This window comes from Glaciecola punicea ACAM 611, from assembly GCF_000252165.1.
Taxonomy (GTDB): Bacteria; Pseudomonadota; Gammaproteobacteria; order Enterobacterales; family Alteromonadaceae; genus Glaciecola; species Glaciecola punicea.
On the sequence record NZ_BAET01000003.1, the window covers coordinates 1 to 22542 of the forward strand.

The 22542-nt window shown below is 43.9% G+C and carries 21 protein-coding genes and 1 pseudogene; 9 read left to right on the plus strand and 13 right to left on the minus strand.

The window, feature by feature from the left end; translation table 11 throughout:
- The coding region (locus tag GPUN_RS00880) for an SAM-dependent methyltransferase (protein WP_040519925.1) at positions 1-676 on the plus strand (676 nt) is incomplete at its 5' end.
- A gap of 95 nt (positions 677-771) precedes the next feature.
- On the opposite strand, the gene GPUN_RS14305 is transcribed toward GPUN_RS00880, so the two are convergent.
- The gene (locus GPUN_RS14305; protein WP_006002488.1) at positions 772-915 is read right to left on the minus strand and encodes a hypothetical protein; all 144 of its coding nucleotides are present in this window, start codon (positions 913-915) and stop codon (positions 772-774) included.
- Between the two features lie 190 nt (positions 916-1105).
- Here GPUN_RS14305 and GPUN_RS00885 point away from each other — a divergent pair, with 190 nt between their 5' ends.
- The 3 genes from GPUN_RS00885 to dxs are packed head-to-tail and all read left to right on the plus strand — an operon-like array spanning position 1106 to position 4190.
- On the plus strand, positions 1106-1333 hold the full coding sequence (locus tag GPUN_RS00885) for an exodeoxyribonuclease VII small subunit (protein WP_006002489.1): 228 nt from the start codon (positions 1106-1108) through the stop codon (positions 1331-1333).
- Positions 1334-1351: 18 nt separating this feature from the next.
- Positions 1352-2254, plus strand: coding sequence for a polyprenyl synthetase family protein (locus tag GPUN_RS00890; protein WP_006002490.1), 903 nt, complete (start codon positions 1352-1354; stop codon positions 2252-2254).
- A 40-nt stretch (positions 2255-2294) separates the two neighbouring features.
- Complete coding sequence (dxs, locus tag GPUN_RS00895; RefSeq protein ID WP_006002491.1) at positions 2295-4190, plus strand: 1-deoxy-D-xylulose-5-phosphate synthase; 1896 nt, start codon at positions 2295-2297, stop codon at positions 4188-4190.
- A gap of 82 nt (positions 4191-4272) precedes the next feature.
- On the opposite strand, the gene GPUN_RS00900 is transcribed toward dxs, so the two are convergent.
- From GPUN_RS00900 to lpxD, 10 genes are all read right to left on the minus strand, one after another.
- Positions 4273-4773, minus strand: coding sequence for a phosphatidylglycerophosphatase A family protein (locus GPUN_RS00900; RefSeq protein WP_006002492.1), 501 nt, complete (start codon positions 4771-4773; stop codon positions 4273-4275).
- 7 nt (positions 4774-4780) lie between these two features.
- Entirely contained in the window at positions 4781-5755 is a 975-nt protein-coding gene (gene thiL, locus GPUN_RS00905; RefSeq protein ID WP_006002493.1) for a thiamine-phosphate kinase, read from the minus strand.
- 3 nt (positions 5756-5758) lie between these two features.
- Positions 5759-6181: a transcription antitermination factor NusB gene (nusB, locus tag GPUN_RS00910; RefSeq protein WP_006002494.1), complete on the minus strand. Its 423-nt coding sequence runs from the start codon at positions 6179-6181 to the stop codon at positions 5759-5761.
- Entirely contained in the window at positions 6181-6657 is a 477-nt protein-coding gene (ribH, locus tag GPUN_RS00915; RefSeq protein WP_006002495.1) for a 6,7-dimethyl-8-ribityllumazine synthase, read from the minus strand. Before ribH ends, nusB begins: the two co-directional genes overlap by 1 nt.
- 108 nt (positions 6658-6765) lie before the next feature.
- Positions 6766-7866: a bifunctional 3,4-dihydroxy-2-butanone-4-phosphate synthase/GTP cyclohydrolase II gene (gene ribBA, locus GPUN_RS00920; RefSeq protein ID WP_006002496.1), complete on the minus strand. Its 1101-nt coding sequence runs from the start codon at positions 7864-7866 to the stop codon at positions 6766-6768.
- A 36-nt stretch (positions 7867-7902) separates the two neighbouring features.
- Entirely contained in the window at positions 7903-8571 is a 669-nt protein-coding gene (locus GPUN_RS00925) for a riboflavin synthase (protein ID WP_006002498.1), read from the minus strand.
- A gap of 20 nt (positions 8572-8591) precedes the next feature.
- On the minus strand, positions 8592-9755 hold the full coding sequence (gene ribD / locus GPUN_RS00930) for a bifunctional diaminohydroxyphosphoribosylaminopyrimidine deaminase/5-amino-6-(5-phosphoribosylamino)uracil reductase RibD (protein WP_006002500.1): 1164 nt from the start codon (positions 9753-9755) through the stop codon (positions 8592-8594).
- An 88-nt stretch (positions 9756-9843) separates the two neighbouring features.
- A complete protein-coding gene (gene nrdR, locus GPUN_RS00935) occupies positions 9844-10296 on the minus strand; it encodes a transcriptional regulator NrdR (RefSeq protein ID WP_006002502.1) in 453 nt (150 codons plus the stop codon).
- 169 nt (positions 10297-10465) lie between these two features.
- Complete coding sequence (gene glyA, locus GPUN_RS00940) at positions 10466-11722, minus strand: serine hydroxymethyltransferase (RefSeq protein WP_006002504.1); 1257 nt, start codon at positions 11720-11722, stop codon at positions 10466-10468.
- Positions 11723-11909: 187 nt separating this feature from the next.
- The gene (gene lpxD, locus GPUN_RS00945) at positions 11910-12941 is read right to left on the minus strand and encodes a UDP-3-O-(3-hydroxymyristoyl)glucosamine N-acyltransferase (protein ID WP_006002506.1); all 1032 of its coding nucleotides are present in this window, start codon (positions 12939-12941) and stop codon (positions 11910-11912) included.
- Between the two features lie 112 nt (positions 12942-13053).
- Here lpxD and ettA point away from each other — a divergent pair, with 112 nt between their 5' ends.
- The 5 genes from ettA (at position 13054) to GPUN_RS00970 (ending at position 21237) form a co-directional block, all read left to right on the plus strand.
- Positions 13054-14718 (plus strand): energy-dependent translational throttle protein EttA, encoded by a 1665-nt coding sequence (ettA, locus tag GPUN_RS00950; protein WP_006002508.1) that lies wholly within the window; start codon positions 13054-13056, stop codon positions 14716-14718.
- 1108 nt (positions 14719-15826) lie between these two features.
- Positions 15827-18259 carry a hybrid sensor histidine kinase/response regulator gene (locus GPUN_RS00955; RefSeq protein WP_439644178.1) on the plus strand — a complete coding sequence of 811 codons (2433 nt, stop codon included), beginning with the start codon at positions 15827-15829 and terminating at the stop codon, positions 18257-18259.
- Positions 18260-18446: 187 nt separating this feature from the next.
- Positions 18447-19475, plus strand: a complete 1029-nt coding sequence (locus GPUN_RS00960) for a C4-dicarboxylate TRAP transporter substrate-binding protein (RefSeq protein WP_006002512.1) — start codon at positions 18447-18449, stop codon at positions 19473-19475.
- A complete protein-coding gene (locus tag GPUN_RS00965; protein WP_006002514.1) occupies positions 19472-19960 on the plus strand; it encodes a TRAP transporter small permease in 489 nt (162 codons plus the stop codon). The genes GPUN_RS00960 and GPUN_RS00965 overlap by 4 nt, the downstream gene beginning before the upstream one ends.
- Positions 19957-21237 (plus strand): TRAP transporter large permease, encoded by a 1281-nt coding sequence (locus GPUN_RS00970; RefSeq protein ID WP_006002516.1) that lies wholly within the window; start codon positions 19957-19959, stop codon positions 21235-21237. The genes GPUN_RS00965 and GPUN_RS00970 overlap by 4 nt, the downstream gene beginning before the upstream one ends.
- A 148-nt stretch (positions 21238-21385) precedes the next feature.
- Here GPUN_RS00970 and GPUN_RS00975 read toward each other — a convergent pair whose 3' ends face one another.
- Together GPUN_RS00975 and GPUN_RS00980 are read right to left on the minus strand one after the other, a co-directional pair.
- Positions 21386-22018, minus strand: a complete 633-nt coding sequence (locus GPUN_RS00975) for a response regulator (protein WP_006002518.1) — start codon at positions 22016-22018, stop codon at positions 21386-21388.
- Between the two features lie 183 nt (positions 22019-22201).
- Positions 22202-22542, minus strand: a pseudogene (locus GPUN_RS00980) (TonB-dependent receptor); the annotation flags it as partial.

The following is a 22542-nucleotide window of genomic DNA, read 5'->3' on the forward strand; positions in this document are numbered from 1 at the left end:
CCATCTAATGGAAATAGGCACTGGCTGGGGAGGTTTGGCTATTCACGCTGCGAAAAATTACGGCTGTAAAGTCACGACCACCACAATATCTGAAGAACAGCATGCCTACGCCCAGCAGTGGATAAACAAAGAAGGCCTAAGCGATAAAATCACCTTGTTAAAACAGGATTATCGTTTACTTGAAGGTGAATATGACAAACTTGTATCAATTGAAATGATTGAAGCGGTTGGAAAACGCTACCTTACAACCTTCTTCAAAAAGTGCTCATCGCTACTCAAACCCGATGGTTTAATGCTGCTTCAGTCAATCATCATTGATGACAGGCGCCATGCAAGCTACTCTAAAAGCGTCGACTTCATTCAAAAGTATATTTTCCCGGGCGGCTATTTGCCCTCGCAAATGATTATTAATAAACATTTGAAAAAAGACACTGATTTATCAATTGCCGATATTCAAGACATCGGTCTAGACTATGCGCAAACCCTGCAAGATTGGTTTGTAGCGTTTAGCACGCAAAAAGAAGCCTTGGCCGAAGACGGTTACGACGAGCGCTTTATGCGTATGTGGCAGTATTATTTAAATTACTGCGAGGGCGGTTTTTTAGAACGCGCTATTAGCACACTGCAGTTAGTAATGCGCAAACCTCAGCACAGGCAAGTTCTCAGCAGAGGCTAATTGAATGGGCCTTGGGCTTAGACTGGGTCAGGCTCTGACACTGGATCGGAAAGCTTCCGGTTTTTCTATATTATAGCAATCTCTACTCGTCTATTTTATACTCTAGCCCGCTCGGCATCCTCAAAATACGTAAGCACAGTGGCAGCTGCACTTTGATTAAAGGTTTGCGCTGACGTCCCGCCTCTAAATGTGCCTGCTTTATTGATGTCTTTGCCAATGCAGATCGTTATTGTTTGCAAACAATCATATTGCCCTCATTTTTTTTGAGAGCTTTTACTGGGCTTACTAATTAGTCTTTTCTTTACTTACTGGTTAACAGCCTTTTATTTACAATCTTTATGGAAAATTACCTGTTTTATTCACCTAATAATTGAATTTGTATGGTCTGTCGGGTAAGGTTCATAACATTGATATTAAGAGTTACGTTAAATGAAAATAGATGATTTATCGTTTGAACAGGCCATGGCTGAATTAGACACTATTGTGCTTGAAATGGAGCGTGGCGAAATTCCTTTAGAGGCATCACTTAAGCAGTTTGAACGCGGTGTTACACTTGCTCGTCATACTCAAAAGCTACTTCAAGATGCAGAACAAAAAGTCAAGATATTGACCAACACCAGCGGCAATCCTGACACCTTATCCGAATTTGCCGAATAAAAATATGGCGCATTAAAAATGTCAATCCCTGCATCTTTACAAAGCAACCTTAATGCCACTGCCAGCCAGCTAACTGAGTACTTTATGCACTTTGTAGAGCAGCAGGGCATCGTTGACAAAGCCTTACAACAGGCGCTTGAATACGCGCTGCTAAATGGGGGTAAACGTATGCGCCCATTGCTTGTTAGCTTAGTAGGTGAATTACTTGATGTGAACAAAAAAGAACTCATACCAGTGGCACTTGCAATAGAATGTATCCATGCTTATTCACTTGTGCACGACGACCTGCCGGCGATGGATGACGATGAACTGCGTCGAGGAAATCCTACATGTCATGTGAAGTTTGGCGAAGCAATGGCTATACTTGCTGGCGATGCCCTACAAAGCATGGCATTTCAAATTCTTGCCAGCGCTAAATTAAATCCTCGCGCAAGCTTACGTCAGCACGAGCTTATTCTAGCCTTGAGCAAAGCTGCGGGGCCAGCGGGCATGGTAGGGGGGCAAAGCATTGATTTAAGCTCAACCAACAAGCAAATTTCATTAGCGCAGTTAAACCAACTACATGCCTTAAAAACCGGTGCTTTGCTTAAGGTTTGTGTAACACTCCCTTGCTTGTTAAGTGAAAATATTACTACTTCTGAAAAAACAGTGTTACAGCAGTTTGCCGAACATATTGGTTTAGCATTTCAAATTCAAGATGATATTTTAGACGTTACCGCCGACACGCAAACACTAGGCAAGCCGCAGGGTTCAGACCAGCAGGCGAACAAGTCGACCTTTGTGTCATTGCTGGGTTTGGAGAACGCAAAACAAGAATTAAATAAACATCATTATTTGGCCATACAAGCTTTACGCTCATTAGCGTATAATACCGAAAAATTAGAAACTTTTACTGATTTTATGGTTACCCGCACATTTTGAAATTAGCTAAGAGCAACGACAGTAGAAGAATACGAAATACATGATCCTTAATCTTAATCATTACCCTAATTTAGCGAGGGTGAATATCCCTAGCGAGCTAAGACAGCAACCTAAGGCAAAGCTGCGCATTATTGCCAATGAGTTACGCCAGTTTTTATTGGACAGCGTGAGTCAAAGTAGCGGACATTTCGCTTCTAATTTAGGCACTGTTGAGCTCACAGTAGCTCTTCATTACGTTTATAAAACACCGTTTGACAGGCTAATTTGGGATGTGGGTCATCAAGCCTATTCACATAAAATTCTTACTGGCCGGCGTGACCGCATGTCCACCATTCGTCAAAAAGACGGCCTGCATCCTTTCCCTTGGCCACCTGAAAGTGAATACGATACTTTTGCGGTAGGTCATTCATCTACTTCAATCAGTGCAGCACTTGGCATGGCCATAGCCGCTGAACAAGAAAGTAAAGGTCGTAAAGTCGTTGCTGTTATAGGCGATGGGGCGCTCACGGCTGGTTTGGCCTTTGAAGCACTTAACCACGCTGGAGACATCAATAAAGATTTGACCATTGTGCTGAATGACAATGAGATGTCTATTTCTGAAAATGTAGGGGCTTTAAACAGCCACTTGGCTCGATTACTCACTGGCAACTTTTTCAATTCTATTCGTGACAGTGGTAAAAAGATTCTATCTAGCGTTCCGCCTATTAAAGAATTTGCCAGCAAGGCTGAAGAACATCTTAAAGGTATGGTCGTGCCGGGTACTATTTTTGAAGAGTTAGGGTTTAATTATATTGGACCAATTGACGGACATGATGTGGACGTTCTTGTAGATACACTCTCGAATATGAGAAGTATGAAAGGGCCTAAAATTTTGCACATTGTGACTAAAAAAGGCAAAGGATACGAGCAAGCAGAACAGGATCCTATAAAGTGGCACGCTGTGCCTAAGTTTGATCATACCACTGAAAAATTCCCCACTTCAAAGCCGGGCAATCCAACTTTCTCTGCTATTTTTGGCGATTGGCTTTGCGACATGGCTAAGGTAGATCCTGACCTCATTGCAATCACTCCGGCGATGCGCGAAGGCTCAGGTATGGTAAAATTTTCGCAGCAGTTCCCTAAGCAGTATATTGATGTGGGCATAGCTGAGCAGCATAGCGTCACGCTGGCAGCCGGTCTTGCAATAGAAAAAAAGCATGCTGTGGTAGCTATATACTCGACTTTTTTGCAGCGCGCGTACGACCAGCTTATTCACGATGTAGCGTTACAAAACTTACCCGTTTTATTTGCCATAGACCGCGCAGGTTTAGTCGGTGCTGATGGCCCTACTCACCAAGGCGCGTTTGATATTAGCTATTTGCGATGCATTCCAAACATGATCATTATGACGCCCAGTGATGAAGCTCAATGTAGGAATATGCTGTACACTGGGCATATAGCTAACAGCCCCGCAAGTGTTCGCTATCCAAGAGGCAGCGGTATGGGCATTGAGGTAGAGTCTACAATGAACGCTATAGAGCTTGGCAAAAGCCGAACTATGCGCGAAATAAAGGTAAGCAGCAGCGGCAAAAACGGCAAAAATGCTAAGGTGGCTATCCTCAATTTTGGCACATTGCTGCCTGAGGCGCTCAAAGCGGCAGAAGCACTAAACGCTAGCGTAATAGACATGCGCTTTGTTAAGCCATTAGATACCAAAGCGCTACTGCTCGCCGCCAATCACCACGAGTTATTAGTCACACTTGAAGACGGCGCCATTATGGGAGGTGCAGGCAGTGCAGTAATGGAGGCCTTGCAGGCCAATAAAACACTTGTCCAAGTACTTCCGCTTGGCTTCCCTGATGAATTCATTATGCAGGCGACCCAACAAGAAATGTACCAAGAACTTGGTATCGATGCGAAAGGAATTATAGCTTCTGTAACGGCTTTTTTAGCATAACAAAGGTTATTTAGGACTAAATGTGGTGCAGGCAATCACGCTATAAGTATCGCGTTGTAAGCGAGCAGTGTTAAGCTGCTCGTTACAGCACCTTCTCAAAATACGCTAAGCCTATATAAATTAAATGCAGACATATCAGTGAAAAGAAACCAGCCACGATATCGTCAACCATAATACCCCAACCTCCATGCACGTTCTTATCTAAGAAACTGATAGGCCAAGGTTTTAAAATGTCAAATACCCGAAATAATAAAAATCCAATCAGCAGACTATGCCAACTGATAGGAATAGCAATAAACACGATCATCATGCCGACTATTTCATCCCATACAATTGCGCCATGATCGTGAACACCCATATCGTCACTTACTTTTTGGCATATATAAATACCACCAACAGCTGCTACTGTAGTTAATATCACATAGGGGATAAGCGCCAAGTAGCTCATTAATATAACAATGGGGATGGCAACTAAAGAGCCCATTGTACCAGGCATTAGCCCCACTAAACCTGAGCCAAAGCCGAAGCCCAAAAAATGTGCTGGATGATACAAGTTTACTTTAGCTCTTAAGGATTTTTCCATAGTGTACTCAAAAGTGGCTGTAACCAACGCGTTCACAATCATATAAAGTATAGGGTTTTTCGTTTAACTTCAAATCAAGTTTACCGATTGCGCCTGTCATTTGCCCGATACAAGTATGCATAATGGAATAGCTGTCTAAAGCTGTTTGCACAGTATTTCTATGTTCTTCGGGCACTGTGAACAAAAGTTCATAGTCATCGCCCGCCGATGCAGCGTAGCCAAAAGCCTGATGTAAATCCTTTACATAACTACGTAATGCATCTGAAATAGGCAGCCTGTCTACATGTAAAATTACGCCTGTTCCCGAAGCCTTAGCAATGTGCATAACATCTTGCAGTAAGCCGTCAGACACATCAATACAGGCGCTAGCTAGGCGTCTCAACACAGTGCCTGCTAATACGCGAGGGGTTGGACGTCTGTGCCGAGCTACTAGATAATCGCTAGCGCTCGCATCGTCACCGGTTAGCTTATTGCGCAGTATATCCAAGCCTGCGCCAGCATCTCCAAGAGTGCCGGTAACAAAAATCCAGTCACCATTTTTTGCGCCGTCACGCGTTAAGACACTGTCTTGAGGAACAAACCCTTGTGCGGTGATAGTAATAGACAAAGGCCCTTTTACGGTGTCACCACCGATAAGTTGGACCGAGAAATACTCGGTTAGCTCAGCCACCTTTTCACTGAACCCCTGTAGCCAAACTTCGTCGGCATCAGGCATCGTAAGTGATAAACTCAACCAACTTGGTTCTGCGCCCATTGCCGCTAAGTCACTTAAATTAACGGCAATAGCTTTATGCGCAATATCTTGGGGACTCGTATTGGCCAAGAAGTGAACACCTTTTAAAAGCGTGTCAGTGGTGGTGGCTAAGCTCTGATTTTGAGGGACCTGTGTAATGGCGGCGTCGTCGCCAATGCCTATTATGACGTCTTTGCGAACAAAACTAGATTCGGCAAAGTACTTGTTTATTAAGCTGAATTCGTTCAAACCTTAGCTTCTTTCATCTTTTCTGAGTGTTTTAACAGCTTTGTCGAGGGCGCCGTTTATGAACTTATGGCTCTCTTCAGCGCCAAACGTTTTCGCAAGCTCAATCGCTTCGTTAATGACCACCTTATAAGGAGTATCGAGGCGGTCTCTAAGCTCAACCGTTGCTAAGCGCATGATAGATTTTTCAATAGGATCGAGTTCTTCTGGCAAGCGTCCCAAATACGGCTTATACAGTTTATCTAGACTTTGCACATCTTGGGTAACACCGATAAGTATATCTTGCATGTAGGACAAGTCTACTTTGGTCATGTCATTGGTGGTGGCAATGCTAAGCTCTATTTGCTTAATGTCATTTCCACTCATTAACCACGCGTACAGTGCCTGTAGAGCAAGTATGCGGGCTTGTTTACGATGGGCTGGTTTCACTATAGCGCCTCGTCAATGGCCGCTAGTACATTCACCATTTCAAGCGCACTGTGTGCTGCTTCTACACCTTTATTTCCGGCTTTTGTGCCTGAACGTTCTATGGCTTGCTCAATTGTGTCTACCGTTAGCACACCAAAAGCAAGGGGGATAGTGGCGTCTAATGATACTTGAGCCAAGCCTTTGTTGCATTCGCCGGCCACAAATTCAAAGTGCGGTGTGCCGCCGCGAATGACTGCACCTAAGGCTATTATAGCGTGAAACTTACCCGACATGGCTGCTTTTTTAGCCACAATAGGCAGCTCATAAGCACCGGGGACACGAATAACCGTAATGTCGTCAGGGTTTACTTCGCCAATACGTTCTAGCGTGTCTAGCGCGCCGTCAAGCAGGCTTTCTACAACAAAACTATTGAAACGAGAGACTACTACGGCAAATTTTTTGCCTGTTGCGCGTGTGTTACCTTCAATTATTTTCATGTATTTTAAACTCCTGTAAAAACCGGCGAAAATTGTAGCATAAAGGACCAGCAATAAATCATTATTTATAACTGAATCTTAGTTACTTATGTTATTTTTACACTATGTTTAATCGTGGATGTATTCTATTACTTCTAGACCGAAGCCAGAAAGCGCTGTGTACTTAATTGGCTTGCTTAACAAGCGCATCTTTGTAATACCTAAACTTTGCAAAATCTGGCTACCAACGCCAACGGTACGAGAAGAGCCTTCCCATGTTTTGCCAACGTCAACTTGACCATTGTCTTGTGCTTCAAACAGTTTTACCTGTGAGACTAAATCTTCTTTTTTACCTAGCACCACAATTACGCCGCCGTCTTTAGCGATACGCTCCATTGCGCTGGTTAAGGGCATAGAACGATTAATGGCACGGGTTGAGCCTAACAAATCGCTCAGCGTGTTATGCAGATGCACTCTGACGATAGTTGGCTGATTTTCGATAATAGGCCCTTTTTGCAGTACGAAGTGAATCTGCTCATCGATGATATCTTTGTACGTTATTAAATCAAATTCACCGAAAGCAGTAGGCAACTTGCACGTTGCGACTTTCTCGATAGTCGTTTCGTTTAAGTTCCTGTACTCAATCAGTTCGGCAATAGTACCTACTTTAATATTGTGTTTTTTGGCAAATACTTCAAGTTCAGGGCGCCTTGCCATTGAGCCGTCAGCGTTTAGTATCTCTACAATTACGCCAGCCGGCTCAAGACCTGCTAAGCGCGGAAGATCTACACCTGCCTCGGTGTGGCCTGCTCTGTTTAACACGCCACCCTCTTTGGCGATAAGTGGAAAAATATGCCCGGGCTGAACAATATCTTCACTTACTGCTTCTTTGTTAACCGCGGCTAATATGGTTGCCGCTCTGTCAGCCGCCGATATGCCAGTGGTTACGCCTTTAGCGGCCTCAATAGAAACCGTAAAGTTAGTTGAAAACTGTGCGCCGTTGTTGTCAACCATTAAGGGCAGTTTCAAGCGCTTGCAGCGTTCTTGCGTCATAGGCAGGCATACTAAACCTCTGGCATGCGTTACCATAAAATTAATTGCCTCGGGCGTAACGTGCTCCGCAGCCATAATAAGATCGCCTTCGTTTTCGCGATCTTCGTCATCCATCAAAATGACCATTTTGCCTAGCCTAATATCTTCTATAATTTCCGCGGTGGTGTTTAGTGCCATAAATATCCCTTTATTGTGAAGGTGTATGTGTTTCTTCTACTTCAAATAGCCGTGTTCAGCCAAAAATGCCATACTTAAGTCACTGCCTGCATGTGTGTTGTCATCGGCCGCTTTGTCGCCCAGTAATAATCGCTCTAAGTAACGTGCAATTACATCAACTTCTAAATTGACATGAGTACCGACTTTATACTGTCCAATAACTGTTTCTTTCAGCGTATGTGGAATTAACCACAGCATAAACGAAGCGCCTTTTACTTCATTCACCGTTAAACTAACCCCATCTACCGTAATGGAGCCTTTGTGGGCAATATACTTGGCCAGTTCAGCAGGTGCTTTAACCCATACTTCAATATAGTTGCTGTGTTCATTGATGGCCTCTACTTTACCCACACCGTCTACGTGACCACTAACAATATGTCCACCAAAGCGACTGTTGGTCAGCATCGCTTTTTCAAGGTTTACCTTATGGCCCACACTATAGTGCGCAAAACCTGTTAGTTTGATGGTTTCTGCAGATACATCAGCGGCATAAAAATCGGAGCCTTTATCTACCACCGTCAGGCATACGCCACTGGTGGCAATACTGTCGCCTAAATGGACATCGCCCATGTCCATTTTACCCGTTTTTACGACTAAGCGAAAATTGTCGCCCAAATCAGTTAAGGTACTTATGCTACCAATCGCTTCTATTATTCCCGTAAACATATTACGTAAACCCTGCTGTGTTAGTGTGAAAATTCAATGATAGTTTTAGTGTCAGGCCCAAGTAGGCTTAACGAGGTGACCTTACCTACCATCGCTTGTTGCAAGCTGTTTTTGCTCGTTGCTCGGGTCAAACCCCTTGCCGCACTGCCCAATATTTTGGGCGCTTGATATAAAATTAACTCATCTACAAGCTCTAAATCAAACAGCGCACCGGTAAGTTTCTCACCGGCTTCAACCCATAAATGGTTTATACCCATTGTGTGCAAGTCTGATAAAACGGCATGCAAATCGACAAATTGCCGCCCTTTTTTTTCAATAATCGGCACTTGCTTTTGCCAGCAAGCGCCACCCTCTTTGTAGTTCAACGCTTCATTTTTAACTGCATTATAAACTAAGGTCGCGTGGCCATCGTTACAAATTTTGTACTTAATCGCGCTTAATCGATTAGCTGAGTCAATTATAACACGCAAAGGCTGCTGTTCACGCCATAGAAACTGCTCAGATATATCAGCAGGTAATTCAGCGATGCGCACGTTTAACTGAGGGTCATCATGTATTACGGTGTCAGCCCCGGTGAGTATTGCACACGCTGAGGCTCGATGTTTTTGGACATCGGCGCGCGCCAAAGGTCCGGTTATCCATTTGCTTTCGCCGCTGGCCAATGCTGTCTTGCCGTCTAGGCTAGCGGCTAACTTTACGCTAATGAAAGGACGTTTATGTTGAAGGGAAAAGAAAAATGTTTTATTGAGTGCCAATGCACTTTCTTGCATCAAGCCAATCGATACTTCTATGCCAGCTTGGGTTAGCATAGCAATGCCTTTACCACGAACCTGAAAATTAGGGTCAATACAGGCAATGAATACTTTTTTAATTTTCGCATCTATGAGCGCTTGAGCACAAGGCGGGGTGCGGCCGTAGTGAGCACATGGCTCCAAAGTAACATAGGCAGTAGCGCCTACGGCATTAGCTTTGGCTTGCTGAAGCGCTTGTACTTCAGCATGACCTTGACCTGCTTTCTTATGGAAACCTTCACCCACAACTTGGTTTTGCGCGTTAGTTATTATGCAGCCTACATGGGGATTAGGAGTCGTTGAAAAGACGCCTCGACGCGCAAGTTGTAATGCTTTACCCATCATTTTTGCATCAAAAACAGAAAACACGCTATTGGCTTGAATGTCTGACATAAATACTCTTTAATAATACTTTAGCCGCAGTTGATGGGCTGGACTTGCCCCTACATTTCAGGCATTAAGGCGACATTTGAAGAATATATTACTCATCCGATAAGCGTGCAATTTCTTCACTAAACTCTTTCACGTCTTCGAATGAGCGATAAACTGAGGCGAATCTTACGTAAGCAATCTTATCAAGATTACGTAAAGCCTGCATAATGAGTTCACCTATCAATTCGCTTTTTATTTCGCGCTCACCCGTTGCACGTAATTCCGATTTAATTTTATTCATCGTTTGCTCGATAGCCTCGGTACTCACAGGGCGTTTTTCCAGTGCTCGCATTAATCCAGCTGACAGCTTATCTTCGTTAAAGGGTTCTCGAGTTTGATCGCGTTTTATTACCTTTGGCATGACCAGTTCAGCAAATTCAAAAGTAGTAAAGCGCTCAGCGCATTCGATGCATTGACGTCTGCGTCTTATTTGCTCACCACCTGATACTAAGCGAGAATCGATCACTTTGGTTTCTTGCGCGCGGCAAAAAGGGCAAAACATATAGACAACTCCTATAAAATTGGCATGCTATTAATACCGGCTGTGAATATCGTGTGTATATAAAAAAAGCCAGAATTATCTAGCTCCTTTTTGCATCATCGAGCTCTCAAACACAGCGCTCGTGTCTTTGTGCAAGATTAACTGCCTTTTGTACTGCAGTTGTTTAGCCTTAGCCATACACAGGGAAGCGTTCACAAAGCGCTACCACTTCGCCACGTACACGGTCAATTACACTTTCGTCATCAATATTATCTAAGACATCACACATCAAGTTGGCTACCTGTTCGGCTTCGGTCTCCTTAAAGCCTCTGCGGGTTATAGCCGGCGTGCCAATACGTAAACCACTGGTCACGAAGGGTGAGCGCGGATCGTTTGGCACCGAGTTTTTATTCACCGTAATGTTGGCATGGCCCAAAGCCGCGTCGGCCGCTTTACCGGTAATGTCTTTATCTATTAAATCGAGTAAAAACAAGTGATTCTCAGTGCCGTTTGACACTACTTTGTAGCCTCTGTCCATTAGTACCGCGCACATTTTTTTCGCATTTTTAAGCACTTGCTGCTGATACGTTTTGAATTCTGGCTCTAAGGCTTCTTTAAACGCTACCGCTTTTGCGGCAATCACATGGCACAAGGGGCCACCTTGATTGCCAGGAAATACTGCACTGTTGAATTTTTTATAGAGCGCTTCATCACCACACGCTGATACAATTAAACCGCCGCGTGGACCCGCAAGCGTTTTATGCGTTGTGGTGGTAACCACATGGGCGTAAGGAAGAGGACTTGGATAAACACCCGCCGCGACTAAACCCGCAACGTGAGCCATATCGACCAGTAAATACGCGCCTACCTTATCCGCAATTTCTCTAAAACGTGCCCAGTCAACGATGCCTGAGTAGGCCGAGAAGCCACCTATAATTAGTTTTGGTTTATGCTCTATTGCTAAGGCTTCAACCTTATCATAGTCAATCACACCAGTATCGGGGTGTAAACCATACTGCACTGCATTGTAGGTTTTGCCCGAAAAGTTTACGTGTGATCCGTGAGTCAAGTGTCCGCCGTCGGCCAAGCTCATGCCTAGTACCGTATCGTTTGCTTCTATTAAAGCCATGAACACCGCAGTATTTGCTTGCGAGCCTGAGTGAGGCTGAACGTTGGCATAGTCAGCACCAAATAATTCTTTCGCGCGATCTATGGCCAATTGCTCTGCTATATCAACATGTTCACAGCCGCCGTAATAGCGCTTACCAGGATAGCCTTCCGCATATTTATTGGTTAACTGCGAACCTTGGGCTTCTAGTACTCTTGGACTACAATAGTTTTCAGATGCAATCAATTCGATATGATGTTCTTGACGACGTTTCTCAGCTTCCATTGCGTCCGACAATTCGGGATCATAGTCGGCTATATTCATACTGCGTGATAACATGGGGGCTCCTGGTTCTTGTAAAAGCGCGTAAAGCAAAGTTGTTGTCTATACTTTTGCTTAACACTAGATAAATTGCAAAAGAAGAATTTGAAAGACCTATATTGTAGCGTTTTTAATAGCTTTGTATAGGGTATAAAAAGAAAATCTGATGACGCTTGTGTAAAGCATATTGCGCCTTTATAGATGGCTATTTTGAAGGGCTATTTTTTGCAGCTTGCTCAAGCGCTTTCACTCTGTCGACTAACTTACCTATTTGTCTGAGCTGAACAGTATTTTTTTGCCACAGTCTATTGGGCGCAACAGGCATACCAGATGAATACACACCCGCCTCTTTAATGCTTTTGGTTACCATACTTTGGCCGGTAATTTGGACCTCGTCGGCAATGCGAATGTGCCCATTAATAGCACATTGTCCCGCAACCACCACATATTTGCCCAAAACAGCGCTACCCGCAATACCTGTTGCACCGCAAATACAGGAGTGATCGCCAATTTCAACGTTGTGGGCAATGTGCACTAAGTTGTCTATGATGCAGTTTTTACCAATAATAGTATTGCCAATGGCACCTCTGTCTATGGCGCAGTTTGCGCCTATCTCAGTGCCTTCGCCAATGACAACCGTGCCGGTTTGCGGAATTTTGGTCCAGCTGCCTTTTTCGTTTGCATAGCCAAAGCCGTCACAGCCAATAACGGTGCCGCTATGAATGGAGACATTTTGACCCAGCTCTACCCTATGATAAATGGTCACATTGGCGCGTAAATTAACACCGGCACCTAAAATAGCTAGCTCGCCTATAAAACAGTTTGCGCCTATTACCACATTGTCACTGACAATAGCGTGTGCACTGACCACCGCGCCTGCAGCTACGCTTACGTTGTCGCCTAGTTTGGCGCTTGGGTGCACCACTGCACTAGGCGCAATGCCTCTTTCTTGTACCGGGGTGCTGTCTAATAACTGCGCGGCTTTTGCAAAGCCGACGTAAGGGTCACTCATAATAATTGCATTACCCGTGTAATTAACCGCATCATGAACACGCAATATAACGCCGCCGGCTTTGGTTGTGGCTAAATCTTTGGCAAACTTAGCGTTAGACAAAAATGACAATTGATGCGGCTGCGCTTTACCTAAATCACCCATCTGCGTAATCACCACGCTAGCATCGCCTTTCGTTTCGCCGCCAATTGCTTGCGCGATTTGTGCTAAGGTTTTGCCTGTCATATGTTTTCCTATTCGATGAATTGTTATTATGTAGACTTTACTCTTACGTAAGCGCGGAATCTAGACTACACTATTCTATGTTTAATTTTATTTATACGGGAACCCAACACACATGGCTCAATACGTTTATAGTATGCATAGAGTAGGCAAAGTTGTCCCGCCTAATCGTCATATTCTCAAAAATATCAGTTTAAGTTTTTTTCCTGGCGCAAAAATTGGTGTACTGGGTCTTAATGGTTCAGGTAAGTCTACCTTGCTGCGTATTATGGCGGGCCTTGACACCGACATAGAAGGTGAAGCCAGACCGCAGCTGGGTTTAAAAATTGGCTATTTACCGCAGGAGCCCAAGCTTGATGAAAGCAAAGACGTGCGCGGTAATATTGAACTTGCCGTGGCCGATGTTATGAACGCTTTAAAACGCATTGACCAAGTATATGCCGCCTACGCTGAGCCCGACGCCGACTTTGACGCACTAGCCAAAGAACAAGGCGAACTTGAAGCCATTATTCAAGCAAAAGACGGTCACAACATAGAGAACGCTCTAGAGCGCGCTGCCAATGCCCTTCGTTTACCGCCGTGGGACGCCGATGTCAAAACCTTGTCGGGCGGTGAACAACGCCGCGTAGCACTGTGCAAACTGTTGCTTGAAAAACCTGAAATGCTACTGCTCGACGAACCCACCAACCACTTAGATGCAGAATCAGTTGCATGGCTTGAACGCTTCTTACATGACTACGAAGGCACCGTAGTGGCCATTACCCATGACCGTTATTTCTTAGATAACGTAGCGGGCTGGATTTTAGAGCTTGACCGCGGTGAAGGTATTCCATGGGAAGGCAACTATTCGTCTTGGTTAGAGCAAAAAGACGCCCGTTTAGCCCAAGAAGATCGCACTGAAAATGCTCGCCAACGCTCTATAAAGCAAGAACTAGAGTGGGTGCGTACAAACCCTAAAGGTCGTCATGCTAAAAGTAAATCACGCATGGCTCGCTTTGAAGAACTCAGCACAGCCGATTATCAAAAGCGTAATGAAACCAATGAGCTATTCATACCGCCGGGTGAGCGCTTGGGTGACAAAGTCATAGAAATTAAAGGGCTGCGTAAGGCCTATGGTGACAGGCAGTTAATAGACGACATGACGTTCACGGTGCCAAAAGGCGCTATTGTTGGCATTATTGGACCAAACGGCGCCGGTAAATCGACCTTATTTAAAATGATTACGGGGAAAGAGAAGCCCGACTCAGGCACCATCGACATAGGCGATTCCGTGGATATTGCCAGCGTCGATCAGTTCAGAGATCACATGGATGAATCTAAAACCGTGTATCAGGAAATATCTGACGGCATGGACATCGTTAAAATTGGCCGCTTCGAATTAAACAGCCGCGCTTACTGCAGCCGCTTTAACTTTAAGGGCACCGACCAGTCCAAATTCATAAAAGATTTGTCGGGTGGTGAACGAAATCGGGTGCATTTGGCAAAGTTATTAAAAGCCGGCGGCAACACGCTTTTACTCGATGAGCCCACCAACGATCTTGATGTAGAGACCCTGCGTGCACTAGAAAATGCGATTTTAGAGTTTCCTGGTTGTGCATTGGTGATTTCGCACGACCGATGGTTTTTAGATCGCATAGCCACTCACATCCTCGATTATCGCGACGAAGGCAAAGTTAATTTTTATGAAGGTAACTACAACGACTACGAAGCTTGGTTAAAACAAACCTATGGCCAAGAAGCGGTTGAGCCTCATCGCCTGAAGTACAAGAAAATAGGCTAATGCCTGCTTAGGGCGAACATAAACAGAGCACGCTTTTATGTTTTCAATTTGGACACTAATATGCGTTACCCTTGGCTATATGCTGCTATTAGTGGCAATAGCCACTGTAGGCAATAAAGCCAAAAAACTGCCTAAATCTGTTTATTCCCTCGCCCTTGGTATTCACTGCACGTCGTGGGCTTTTTTTGGCACCACAACCCAAGCAGCGCAGTTCGGTTGGCCCTTGGTGCCGACTTATTTAGGCGTTATCATTGTTATGCTGTTTGGCTACCGGCTGTTAATACGCGTAAATACCATTTGTAAACAATACAATATTTCATCTATTGCTGAATTTATCAGCGTACGCTACAACCATTCAAACAGCATTGCGGTGCTTATTACCAGCATTTGCTTTTTGGGCGTTATTCCTTATATTGCGCTGCAGCTTGACGCGATCACGCTGGCGCTTAACCTTCTTATTGTTGATGTTAATGACTGGTCAAACTCTATCAGCTTTTACGTAACCTTCGGCATGGCTGTATTTGCCATTTGGTTTGGTGCACGCAACATGAGTTTAACCGATCACAACCCTGGGTTAATGCTTACCATAGCCGCTCAGTCTGTGGTCAAAATTGTCGCCTTATTAGCGGTAGGTCTATTTGTTGTTTACGGTATTTTTGATGGACTTGTTGACCTAGCTCAGCGCAGCCTAGCGTATGAACCTACCCTTGAGCTGATGACAAAACCTTTCGCTGTGTGGATTTACACCAGCCACGTGCTGCTGGGCGTTTGCTCTATGTTTTGCCTGCCGCGGCAGTTTCACATCAACTTTGTGGAAAATCGACACAATGATGAAATACGACAGGCCCGCTGGCTTTTCCCCGCCTACTTAATCGGCATGTCTATTTTTATTTTGCCTATTGCGCTGGGCGGCATGATTGTTTTTGGCGATGCACAAAGTCCTTTATTAATCACTCAAAGCACCGCGCCTGTGAATGTCACCACCGACAGCTACGTACTGGCAATGCCAATTGCGGCGCAGAATATGCCTATTGCTCTGATAGCTTTTATTGGCGGTTTAGCCGCTTCTAGCTCTATGGTAATCGTCGCTACGCTCGCATTGGGCAATATGGTCACAAATAGTCTTATTACGCCCTTATTGTTTTGGCTAAACGCCAGTAAAGTAAAGCGAGCCATTGTTGAATCTGCGCCGCAAAATAATCTGGTTAATAATAGCTTGAAGTTATCGGGTCGGCAGATTTTACGGATCCGTCAATTGACTATTTTGGTGATGCTGTGTATTGCCTATATTTACCATTTACACATAAGCCAAGAGGCGCCTCTGGCGCAAACCGGCACTATTGCGCTGTCGTTGCTATCACAAACCTTTCCAGCTATTTTGCTGGGCATCTACTGGCGACGTGCTAATAAGTATGGCGCCTTTGTCGGTATTGTCGCCGGTGTGCTTACTATTATTATTGGCATGCTTGTGCCAGCCCTTGCACCTCAGCTTGATGCGCAAACATACCTGCAGGTAAGCCCGGTAACGCTAGATTTAGTGGAAAGCGAAAATATCGCCTTTGTTTTATTTCTATCATTTGCGATTAATTTACTGTTGCTGGCTATTGTGTCGATACTCACCGACAATAAGGTGAGCAATCCCTATGCATCATCCGCATTAAGTAACTTACACAGCGATATAAAATTTAGCGACTTACTAACCTTAACGGATCAAATACTGCCGCATGCAGCCGCGCAGACCTTTCGCGATCAGGTTGTTTTCGTAGGTATTAAACAAGATGATATCGCGCCTAGTAATGTGCTAAACAAAGCAGAAAATCTGCTAGCATCACATATGGGTAAAGCTTCTACACGTATTCTGTTGAGCGCTATTGCAAATGCTGAGCCTATTTCTAAGCAAAAGCTAACCGAACTGGTGAATGAGGCTGGTAAAGACTTCCAGTTTAACTTTGAAGTACTGCAAGCCTCTATTACGCATTTACCGCTTGGCGTAAGTGTGGTTGACACTAACCTAAAGCTAGTGGCGTGGAATGCTATTTATGAAGATATTTTTGACTATCCAAAAGGTTATTTACAGGTAGGTAGACCCATTCTTGATATTCTAAAGTTTAATGCCAACAGAGGTCTTTTAGGACGCCAGCAAGCACCTGATGATATTCACCATAAAATAAACAAACGCATGCAAAGTATGTTAATCGGAAAATCTTACAAGACAGTGCGACCACAAATTCACAACAAAGTGGTAGAAATAACGGGTAATGCCCTGCCCGCCGGTGGCTACATTACCTGCTACGCCGATATTACTGAGTATATCCATATTCAAAATGAACTTGAGGCCGCTAAAATTCATCTTGAAAAACGGGTTGAGCAGCGCACCTATGAACTGCGCTTAGCTAAAAATGATGCCGAACAAGCCAACATTAGCAAAACAAAGTTTTTAGCCGCAACTAGCCATGATCTGATGCAGCCATTAAACGCCGCAGGTATTTTTGCGTCAATGCTGCGTGAAAAACTCAGCCGTAATAAAAACACAAGCCTAGTGCTCAGTAACGAGGCTGAATTAGCTGATAATTTAGTCAATAGCTTAGACAACGCCGAGTCCTTGCTCGCTATGCTAGTAGATATCACCAAGTTAGAAAATAACTTAATTAAACCCAACCTTACAAGCTTTGCACTTGATCAATTACTGTCATCACTGGTGATTGAGTTTTCGGTGCTTGCGGCACAAAAGAACCTTAAACTGCGCTACATTCGCACCAGTGTATGGCTTGAAACTGACCGCCGCTTAACCTCGCGAATAATCCAAAACTTATTGTCTAACGCAATAAAATATACCGCCAGTGGAAAAGTAATTATTGGCGTAAGGCGAAGAAAAAACGCCATGTGTGAACTGGTCGTGGCCGATACGGGCAGTGGTATTGCCAAAGAAGACCAGCAGGCAATTTTTAATGAGTTTCAGCGTATTGACACCCACAGTCCCCATCAAGGTTTAGGCTTAGGCCTTACCATTGTAGATAAAATAAGTCAGCTTTTAGGCTTTCGCGTTGACCTACATTCGACTGTTGGCCAAGGATCGGTATTTAGCATTGGGCTACCCCAGAGTAATAAAAGAGTAATGGTATCGCCTTCGCGATCCCTTGAACTATTTGACGACAAACCTCCTATTCTAGGGAGTAAACGCATTTTAGTGCTTGAAAATGACAGCGCCGTGGCCACCGCGCTAGTTACCTTACTGCAAACATGGGGTGGGATCGTAAAAAGTGCGACTAGCAAGCAAGGCGCCCTTAAGCTAATAGATAAAAGCAACTTTGTGCCTAACCTCATAATAGCCGATTACCATTTGAATGACGGTGATAACGGGATTGATGTCGCTTTGTCTATTCAAGATAATTTAAATGTACGCGTCAATACTATTGTTAGTAGCGCAGACAGAAGTGAATCCTTACAGGCTATGGCCTACGAAAACAACATGCAATACTTACCTAAACCTATCAAGCAAGCCGCTTTGAAGCGTTTATTGCAAAGAATTGCAAATCAGTAATTATAAATCGACAATAAATTTTAGTACTTTAAGGCACTATTTTGCGATTACTTTGAGCTATTGCTATTTTGTTGCGCTGTCCAATTACCAAAATTTGAACGAATATGATGAAAGTTAGCCCTGTTGCATAGACCAAGATAGTGGTTTATTCTTCTGTAACCTTTCGCCATGATTTTCATATTATATTATGTTGAAATTACCAAAGCTTAAAGTCCTCAGCGTTTTCTTTTTATTGTTAATTCTTCCTTTTGGCTGTAGCAAAGATAAGGAAGATGAAGAATTCACGATTACCTTACGATTAAGCCATGTTTTCAACGTAAATGAAGAGCTCGCAAAGTCCATTGAGTTAGTCGCTGAGCGCATTAACAATAAAACCAACGGGGCCGTTCGGGTGCTCACTTATCCTGGCGCACAAATAGCAGCATATAAAGACGGCGTTGAAATGGTAATGCGCGGCGCGTATTTCATTTCAGTCGAAGACCCTTCTTACATTGGCGATTATGTCCCTGAATTCACTGCCTTAGTGGGTCCAATGCTATACAACAATTTTGATGAATATATGGAAATTATCAAGACGCCTTTAGTGCAAGACTGGGTGAAGAAGCTCGAAGACAAGGGCATTAAAGTACTTTCTCTGCAGTATATATTTGGTTTTCGAAACTTAATCACCGATAGGGTAATTATCACACCCGAAGACCTTGAGGGTGTGAAGCTCAGAACGCCCGGGAGCAAGCTCTTCATTCAAACTATCAATACAATGGGCGCTAATGCGACTCCTTTGCCCTGGGGCGAAACTTTCAGCGCCTTACAACAAGGTGTGGTTGATGGGCTTGAAGGTTCTGAATTTACTAACTTAGGCGCGAAGGTGTATGAAACGGGTAAAAAAAATGTGGCGTTTACCAATCATTTTTTAGGTACCTGCGGCATTTACATCTCTACTGAAGTGTGGGCAAAAATACCAGAGAAATACCAGCTCATCATTGCGCACGAATTTGAATACGAAGCGCTGCAAATGATTAGCAAGCTTAAGAGCCAACATGCCCAAGTCATTAAAGATTTACAAGCTAAAGGGGTCCAGTTTAATGAGGTAGACCGCGAAGCATTTGAAGCTAGAACCATTCATTTATTCGACGGAAAACTGCCTGGCGTAACCGTTGAAATGTACGACCAAATTCAAGCCGAACTTAAAAAGATTCGAGCAAGGTCTTCGCAATGACCTCAGGGCTAAAATTCTTCTTTACATATTTCGAAGAAATTCTGTGCAGTATCTTTTTAATCATCATGATTAGCTTAGTTATCATCAATGTATTTTTACGCTATTTCTTGGGATATTCAATATTTTGGGCGGAAGAAGTCGCCACGATCTGCTTTGTGTGGTGCGTGTTTGTGGGTGCAAGTGCTACTTATAAACATAAGTTGGATTTGGGAATAGACTTTCTTATTACCAAAATGCCAACTCAAATAGAAAAGATTGTTCGCTTTTTGACGGGTTTGATTCTACTAGCCATTAATGGCTACATTTTTTATATGGCCATTGTGTTTACTAAAATTGCTTGGGCAAAGCCTACCGCGGTGTTAGGCATTAGCTCTGCAGTGTTTAATTCAGCGCTAGTTGTGGGTTTTGGTCTTATCACCTTTTACGCCATTAGGTTTTTATATCACGATGTCGCTGCGTATATTCGCCAAAGGCGAGCTTTATGATTTACTTGCCTATTTTACTCGTTTTCTTACTCTACTTTCTCGGCATACCTATCGCCTACGCATTATTTGGCTCTGCCATCTTTTACTTCACCTTTTTTGACGCCGGTATGCCTGCTGACCTAGTATTGCAAAAGTTTATTACTTCTGCTGCCTCCTTTCCATTACTTGCAATCCCATTTTTTGTGATGGCCGGTTCGGTTATGAACTATTCTGGGATAAGTAGAAAACTCATGCAAATGGCCGAAGTCTTAACGGGCCACCTTATTGGCGGCTTGGCGCAAGTAAACGTGGTAATGAGCACATTTATGGGCGGTGTATCAGGCTCGGCCAATGCAGACGCCGCTATGCAAAGTAAAATACTCGTGCCGCAAATGGAAAAGCGCGGCTATAGCCGCTCGTTTTCTGCCGCTATTACGGCAGCTTCTTCTGCAATTTCCCCAGTAATCCCTCCGGGCATTGTGATGATCATATATGCACTGATTGCGCAGGTTTCGGTAGCTGAACTATTTGTGGCTGGCTATGTGCCAGGTATAATTATGGCGGGTGCGCTGATGTTCACCGTCACGCTTATTGCTCGCAAGCGTAAATACAAACCGTCACGAGATAAGCGCGCTAGCCTTCGCGAGATAGGAGCACAATTTACAGATTCAATTTGGTCGCTGTCGCTGCCCTTTGGCGTGATTCTAGGATTACGATTTGGCCTGTTCACACCTACTGAGGCTGGCGCAATAGCGGTGCTTGCCTCAATTCTCATTGGGTTATTTGTATATAAAGAACTTAAATTCAATCATATCAAACATATTTTGTTAGATACGATTTATGGCACCGGCACAGTCGTACTAATTATTGTTGCTGCTTCGGTGTTTGGTTACTATTTAACCTGGGAGCGTATTCCACAAGAATTTACCGCTATGCTGTTAGAATTTACCTCTAACAAGTATATGATGCTTGCGGTTATTAACGTATTTTTGTTACTCATTGGTATGTTTTTAGAAGGCGGCGCAGCCCTAATCATCCTTGCACCACTTTTAGTGCCCGTTGCAGTTGCCTTAGGCATCGACCCTATCCACTTTGGAATGATCATGATTATAAACATAATGATTGGCGGCGTCACACCTCCATTTGGCTCTATGATGTTTACGACTTGCTCCGTCACAAAGGTGTCGGTAGGCGATTTCATGCGCGAGATTTGGCCCTTCATCATCGCGCTCATATTCGCGTTGATTGTGATTACCTATGCCCCTGCTTTGGTCCTGTTTTTGCCCAGTCTGATGTAACGCTACTTTAGTACGATAAATGCTGTATAGACTAAACGTGTGTTTTAACTGCTATTCGAAAAGTAGGAGGTAAAGGACACGATTAGCGCCTTTTGAAGTGGTCATAAATTAGAAGCTAACGGCTGCTTTGAACCTTACTATTTCATCGTTAATCCAAGCGCATGTTTTGGTTGAATATAACGCCTGCCTGCGTACGATTGTATACGCCTAGCTTTTTCAAAACAGCTGAGGCATGTTGCTTCACAGTTGATTCTGAAATGTTTAGCTCATAGGCAATTTGTTTGTTGAGCAGACCTTGTGCGATGAAGCTTAGCACCTTGAGTTGATGTGGCGTGAGTTGTTCTAGCTGCTGGAAAAATAGCTTTTCGGTAGGTGCCTGCTGCGTTAACTGATAGCCCTTAGGTAGCCATTGATTGCCATCTAACACGTGGCTAACCGCTTCACAAATTTCACTCATATCTACCGATTTTGGAATGTAGGCACTGGCGCCTAATTTTACGCATTTAGTAATGGTATGCTCTTGCTCGTCAGCTGAAACCACAATAATTAAGGTATTAGGGAATTGAGCGCGAATAGCCGAAATACCGGCAAGGCCTTCGTTTCCTGGCATATTTAAATCTAGAAATAGTAAATCGATGTCTATGTCATCGCTTAACTTTTCAATCGTGCTGGCTAAATCCTGTGACTCTTGCACCTCAATTAGCATTGGATGCATTATTAACACTTGTTTAAGGGCGTTTCTGAACAAAGGATGATCATCAGCAATGAGTGCTTTAAACATAAGGTTGCCTTAAGAGAAAATAACAAGGGTGTCTGTGTAGACGCAGCCTGTTAAAAGTAACACTTCTGCCATAAAAAAGCGCTAGGTAAGCTACGTTGCCCAGCGCTTTTCAAGGTTTTCTATAAAGACTTGCTAAAACATCCTTTACGTTAAAGTGTAATTGTATTGTATTCAATCACTCGTTTAGAATCTATAACCTACAGTTAAGTGAACCGTTCTGGGGTCACCATAATAGCCAATGAGCGTAACGTCACCGCCTAAACCAGGGGTTAAATTACCAGACCCGTCAAGCCCACCCACAAAGTCATATCCACCCACTAGGTATTCCTCATCAGTTAAGTTCTTACCGTGCAGGCTTGCATACCAATCGCCTTCAAGACTTTCCCACATAACACTAACATTAACCATACCGTAACCGTCTTGAGCAAGCAACTCAGAGGTTTCAAACAGCAGATAGTCGTCGCGGTAGTAGTAATTCGCGTTGAATACAAAGTTACCCAGCTCGGTTTCCAACAAGTAATTGG

Bases quoted from the DNA above. Each gene is read 5' to 3' on its own strand.
- GPUN_RS00885 (WP_006002489.1), top strand. From the start codon at position 1,106: ATGAAAATAGATGATTTATCGTTTGAACAGGCCATGGCTGAATTAGAC.
- GPUN_RS00890 (WP_006002490.1), top strand. From the start codon at position 1,352: ATGTCAATCCCTGCATCTTTACAAAGCAACCTTAATGCCACTGCCAGC.
- dxs (WP_006002491.1), top strand. From the start codon at position 2,295: ATGATCCTTAATCTTAATCATTACCCTAATTTAGCGAGGGTGAATATC.
- GPUN_RS00900 (WP_006002492.1), bottom strand. From the start codon at position 4,773: ATGGAAAAATCCTTAAGAGCTAAAGTAAACTTGTATCATCCAGCACAT.
- ribH (WP_006002495.1), bottom strand. From the start codon at position 6,657: ATGAAAATAATTGAAGGTAACACACGCGCAACAGGCAAAAAATTTGCC.
- ribBA (WP_006002496.1), bottom strand. From the start codon at position 7,866: ATGGCACTAAACACCACCGCGGAAATTATAGAAGATATTAGGCTAGGC.
- GPUN_RS00925 (WP_006002498.1), bottom strand. From the start codon at position 8,571: ATGTTTACGGGAATAATAGAAGCGATTGGTAGCATAAGTACCTTAACT.
- ribD (WP_006002500.1), bottom strand. From the start codon at position 9,755: ATGTCAGACATTCAAGCCAATAGCGTGTTTTCTGTTTTTGATGCAAAA.
- nrdR (WP_006002502.1), bottom strand. From the start codon at position 10,296: ATGTTTTGCCCTTTTTGCCGCGCGCAAGAAACCAAAGTGATCGATTCT.
- glyA (WP_006002504.1), bottom strand. From the start codon at position 11,722: ATGTTATCACGCAGTATGAATATAGCCGACTATGATCCCGAATTGTCG.
- lpxD (WP_006002506.1), bottom strand. From the start codon at position 12,941: ATGACAGGCAAAACCTTAGCACAAATCGCGCAAGCAATTGGCGGCGAA.
- ettA (WP_006002508.1), top strand. From the start codon at position 13,054: ATGGCTCAATACGTTTATAGTATGCATAGAGTAGGCAAAGTTGTCCCG.
- GPUN_RS00955 (WP_439644178.1), top strand. From the start codon at position 15,827: ATGGTCACAAATAGTCTTATTACGCCCTTATTGTTTTGGCTAAACGCC.
- GPUN_RS00960 (WP_006002512.1), top strand. From the start codon at position 18,447: ATGTTGAAATTACCAAAGCTTAAAGTCCTCAGCGTTTTCTTTTTATTG.
- GPUN_RS00965 (WP_006002514.1), top strand. From the start codon at position 19,472: ATGACCTCAGGGCTAAAATTCTTCTTTACATATTTCGAAGAAATTCTG.
- GPUN_RS00970 (WP_006002516.1), top strand. From the start codon at position 19,957: ATGATTTACTTGCCTATTTTACTCGTTTTCTTACTCTACTTTCTCGGC.
- GPUN_RS00975 (WP_006002518.1), bottom strand. From the start codon at position 22,018: ATGTTTAAAGCACTCATTGCTGATGATCATCCTTTGTTCAGAAACGCC.